Origin of the sequence: uncultured Campylobacter sp. (genome assembly GCF_937997465.1) — a bacterium.
Lineage (GTDB): Bacteria > Campylobacterota > Campylobacteria > Campylobacterales > Campylobacteraceae > Campylobacter_A.
In genome coordinates, this window is sequence record NZ_CALKTQ010000248.1 from 1 (window position 1) to 4,534 (window position 4,534).

The 4,534-nt window shown below is 49.3% G+C and carries 2 protein-coding genes and 1 pseudogene; all 3 read right to left on the reverse strand.

Translation table 11 applies throughout. From position 1 onward, the window contains the following. The coding region (locus tag Q0546_RS08270; RefSeq protein WP_298792111.1) for a dynamin family protein at positions 1-1,754 on the reverse strand (1,754 nt) is incomplete at its 3' end. After that, the gene (locus tag Q0546_RS08275) at positions 1,747-4,008 is read right to left on the reverse strand and encodes a dynamin family protein (RefSeq protein ID WP_298792113.1); all 2,262 of its coding nucleotides are present in this window, start codon (positions 4,006-4,008) and stop codon (positions 1,747-1,749) included. The genes Q0546_RS08275 and Q0546_RS08270, both read right to left, overlap by 8 nt. Before the next feature lie 167 nt (positions 4,009-4,175). After that, a pseudogene (locus tag Q0546_RS08280) lies at positions 4,176-4,534 on the reverse strand (coproporphyrinogen III oxidase); the annotation flags it as partial.

Genomic DNA, 4,534 nt, shown 5'->3' on the forward strand with positions numbered 1-4,534 from the left:
AGTTTTTCGCTCTTTATCTGCACAAATTCGCTCTTTAACGCCGATAAAATTTTATTTAAAAACGACGCATTACCAAGCATCTCGTTTTCAAATTCGTATAAATTTAGCGACAGCAAAACGCGGTCTTGCACCTCGTCAAAGCTCGGGATAAAGAGCGCAAAGCCGTTTTGCTCGTGCGCGCGCATCGAGCCCGCGATCTTTTCTTTTAGAAAATACACGGCGATTTTAACGGCGTTTTCGTAGTTTGCGGCGACTTTGAGATTTAGCTTTTCAAAAAACAGCGCCGTCTTTTGCAGTCCTTTAAATTTCGCCGTCTCATAGTCTCGCAAAAACGTCCTATACACCTGCCCCGCATACGTCCTAACATCGGCAAACACGGTATCCGAGTGCGTTTCGTCTTCCTTTTGCGCGTTTTCAAATTCCGATTTATAAATCATAAATTCGCGCTCCAACCGCTCGTAAATTTCATCCAGCGCAGCGCCGATTTCTTCTTGTAGCGCGCTTAAGCTGCGCTTATACGTCCTAAAAAATTTGGCAAATTTCACGTCGTTGTAGATGAGTTTTGAAAATACCTCGTCGCTGTCAAAATCCACCGCCTCGTACGAGCTAGCTTCAAAATACTCGCCCCTTAGCAGCGTTTTTCGCGGCACGTATTTATATTTTTTCACGCTTTTTAGACTAGCTAGGATTTCGTCTGCGACGAGCTTTGCGACGTGCTTTAGCTCGTTAAAGGCTAGCTCGATTTTTGGTTTAAAATTTTCTTGCACGGCTCTTAAATTTGACTCCAGTTCGGCATCAAATTTGGCGATTATCTCGCCCGCTTTTTCGTAAATTTTGGCGATGCGCTCGTGCTGATCTGCGTTTACGGCAACCAGTCTAGCGCACTTTTCGCGGACAAACTTTTCTTTTATCTCTTCGCCGCCAAAAAGCTCGCGGATAGCGCTTATCACCTCGCTAAAATTTGACTCTGCTAAAAGCGTCGCGTCGCCGTTTGCCTGCGCCGTTACGGCCTGCTTTGCAGAAACTGCGATAATGCGCCCAAAAAATCGCCCGTATGTCGTTTGCGCGTGAGTTTTGAGGCGCGCAAGCTCGTCCTTGCTTAGTTTATCTTTTTGATTTAGCAAGCAGATCGCCGTTTTGCCCCCGCCAGCTAAAAATTCCTCGATCTGCGCGGCTTCGCTAGCGCGCGCGGCGTTGTCGGCGAGGCTTAGCCAGATGACGCCCGCGACGTCTTTTAGCACCTCGTGCGTGACGGCAGTGTCGGCCTTTGAGAGCGAGTTTAGCCCCGGCGTATCGACGAAATTTACCAGCTTTAAAATCCCAGAAGGCGCGTAAACGCAAAGCCTGCTCACGTCGTCGCCAAACACGCGCTGATCGACGAATCGCCCTATCTCCTCGACGCCAAGATACAGCTCTCTGCCGTTTTCGTAAAGCACGCTAAGCCCCGGCGCGGCGCCGTATCTGATAAAGGTCGGCTTTGATGTCACGGGGGTTAGGCCCGAGGGCAAGATTTCGCTACCCAAAAGCGCGTTTAAAAACGTCGATTTACCGCTAGAAAACTGCCCGACTATAGCGACCGTAAGCGGGCTAGATAAAAATAGATCAATCTTATTTAGCTCGCGCTTTAGCTCCACGCTTGGGTGAAATTTGGGCTCGGTTAGCTCGTTTTGCAGCCGCCTAAATCGTCCGTGAAAATCGCACGAAAATATCTTAAAATACCGCGTTTTATACGCGTTTATAAACTCCTCAAACACTTTGCAGCTCCAAATTTATAGCATTTATCGCCTCGCCTTGCGAGTTTAGTCGCTCTAGCTCGCGCGAGTCCCGCCCGCTAGTTTTCGCTAGCTGGGCAAGCTCGATTTTTAGTGCCTCTTCGCTGATTGCGAGCGCCTTTTCTTGCTCTTTTAGCGCGGCTTCGATACGCTTTTTAAACTCGCTTTTTTCAAATTCGCTAAGCTCGAAAACGAAATTTTTGATCCGCTGGGCGCCCAAAAACTCCTCCGCGGCTACTTTGGCGGCCTCGGATACGCCTTGCGCACACGCATTTGCCGCGCTAGTCACCGCGTCCGCGACCTGGGCGCATTCTAAATTTATCCCTTTTGAGTTCAGATAGTCGTTTATGCTAAAGACCTCGACCGCCGCCGTTTTGCCCTCAAATTCGCCGAATTTTAACGCGATATTTTGCTCGCACGCGGCGATTTGCCGCACTATTTCGTTGCGGTTTTGACGCATCAGGACGATGATGCCGTCTTTGATCGTAGTTTGCGCGATGCGCGAGAGGCGTTGCGGATCGATCTTTTGTTTTTTAGAGGCCGCGTAGTTTACGTCATCCGCGACGCGCTGCTTTAGCGTTTGCGCAAGGGATTTTAGCCCAAGCTCGTAGCTAGCTGCAGTCTTGGCCGTATCTAGGCGCTCCAGCTCATCTTTTACCGCGCCCCTCACGTCCTCTAGTCGGCTAGCTAGCGCGGCTTTTTGCTCGTTTAGCTCGGCGAGCCTTTGCGACAAGCTCAAATTTGAGCCCGTTAGCTTTAAGATCTCGCTTTGCGTATCCGCTGAAAACTGCACGCAGACGCGCCCTAGCTCCTTTTTATATGCTTCGATGCCAAGGCGCGATTTTTGGCTATTAGGTCCAAAAAGCGTCTCGTAAAGATACTCCTTAAACTCCTCTACGCCGCTGTTTTGTCCGCCCTCAAAGTAGCTTTTAGCGCTCACGGCGAAAAACTCCGCCCCGACGCCGAGCCCCCGCGTGCGCTCCTCGACGCTCTTTTTGGCGTAGGCGGCGACCTCGTTTAGCTCGCCCTCTTTTAGCACGTCCGCGTGCGTGAGCAGCACGGCAAGCCTCACGGCATGGGAGTTTTGCAGGCTTGAGACGATGAAGTCCAGATCCTTTTGCGTGGCGCTTTGCGAGACGTTCATCAGGTGCACCATCAGATCGCACTCCCGCATAAATCGCCGCACCAGCTCCTCGCGCGCAGCCACCGCGTCGTCGATGCCGGGCGTGTCGATGATGCGCACGTTATCCTTTAAAAGCTCCAAATTTTCGTAAAGCTCGACGCTTTTTACAAATTTAGCGTATTTGGAGTCCGCCGAGGTATAGCGCTTGATCTCGTCGGTTTTAACAGTCTTACTAGCCGGCGGTTCGGAGCAAATCTCGCTCGCGTTAGGGCTCTCAAATTTAGCTTCCGATTCGCCCTCCGCGTTAAATTTGACGTTTAAATTTTTCGCCGTTTCGCTCTCAAATTTAACGCCCGCGCCGCCGTAAATTTCGGCTATATCGTTATCTTGATCTTGGACTATTCCAAGATCTTTTAGCTCCGCTTCGCTCCAAAAATTTACCTTTGCAAAAGGCTCGGGCGCATACTTTAGCACGGTTAAATTTACGGTTTCGGGAACGTTTGAAGCGCCTAGGATTTTTTTGCCCAGCAGCGCGTTTAGCAGGGTTGATTTGCCCGCGTTTATGACGCCGGTAACTGCGACGTTAAACTCGAGCTCGTGCGCTTTTTGGCGTGCTTTTGTCGCCGCGTTTGCGACGTGCGCGTGCGGGTTTAGCGACAAGATACGCTCGCAGATATCGTTTAGCGCGTCTATTTTTTGGTGAAAGACGTCCGATTTTTTAAAATTTGAGCCCTCTTGCTCGTTCCCTGCGGTCAAATCCGCGCCAAGGGCCTGCAAAAACTCCGAAAGCCTCTTAAAATGCGCGGCAGAGATTATGTTTTCGGTTTGCAGGATTTCTAAGGCGGCAATGAGCTTTGATTTTGAGATTTTAGCGGATTTTAGAGCGTTTATCGCGCCTAGCTGAGCGCACTGGAGGCTGTATATGTCGGCCTTTAACCCAAGCGCATGCAGGATATCCCTAAACTCCTTTAGCGCCATAAATCTATCGAAATTCTCCGCATCTGCGGCGAGTAAAACGGCGAGGTTTAGCTCGTCTGCGAGAATTTGCGTTTTGGGGTCTAAAAATAGCTTAAGAGCGCCCCAAATTTCGCTTAAAAATTTATCCGTATCCACCGCTTCGCCTTTGGTAAAATTTGCGCCCGCAAGGTCGCTTTCGGGGCGAAATTTAGCATAAATTAAATTTAAACAAGCTTGGGCGGCGGGTTATTTTCGCGATAAATTTAAAGCTATTCGCAGGAGAGATAAATTTGACGGCAAAATCGCGTCAAATTTACTCAAATTTACATAGCGGCTCGCGGCTGGATAATATTTTGTTCAAATTTTTGCTCTGTGTCTTCGCTCATGATGCGAAGCACTTTACTGCGTTTGATCTTCGCATCGTTTTTAAATATCGCGCGCACCTTGTCCATGCCCGCGTAAAAGTCGCGCATGAGCACGACGCAGATGTATTTGCCAAAAAACGTCGGCCTTATGACGCCGTTTTCTTCGTAGATCGCGTTCACTAGCTTTAGCAAGCTAAGCTCGACAAATAGGTCTTTGTTGATGTTTGCATCGTTTTGCTCGTTGTAGGCTTTGATATCGACTGCGCCGTCAAAAAGCCTTGTTAAAAATGTATATTTTAGTCTCTCTTTTTTGCTAA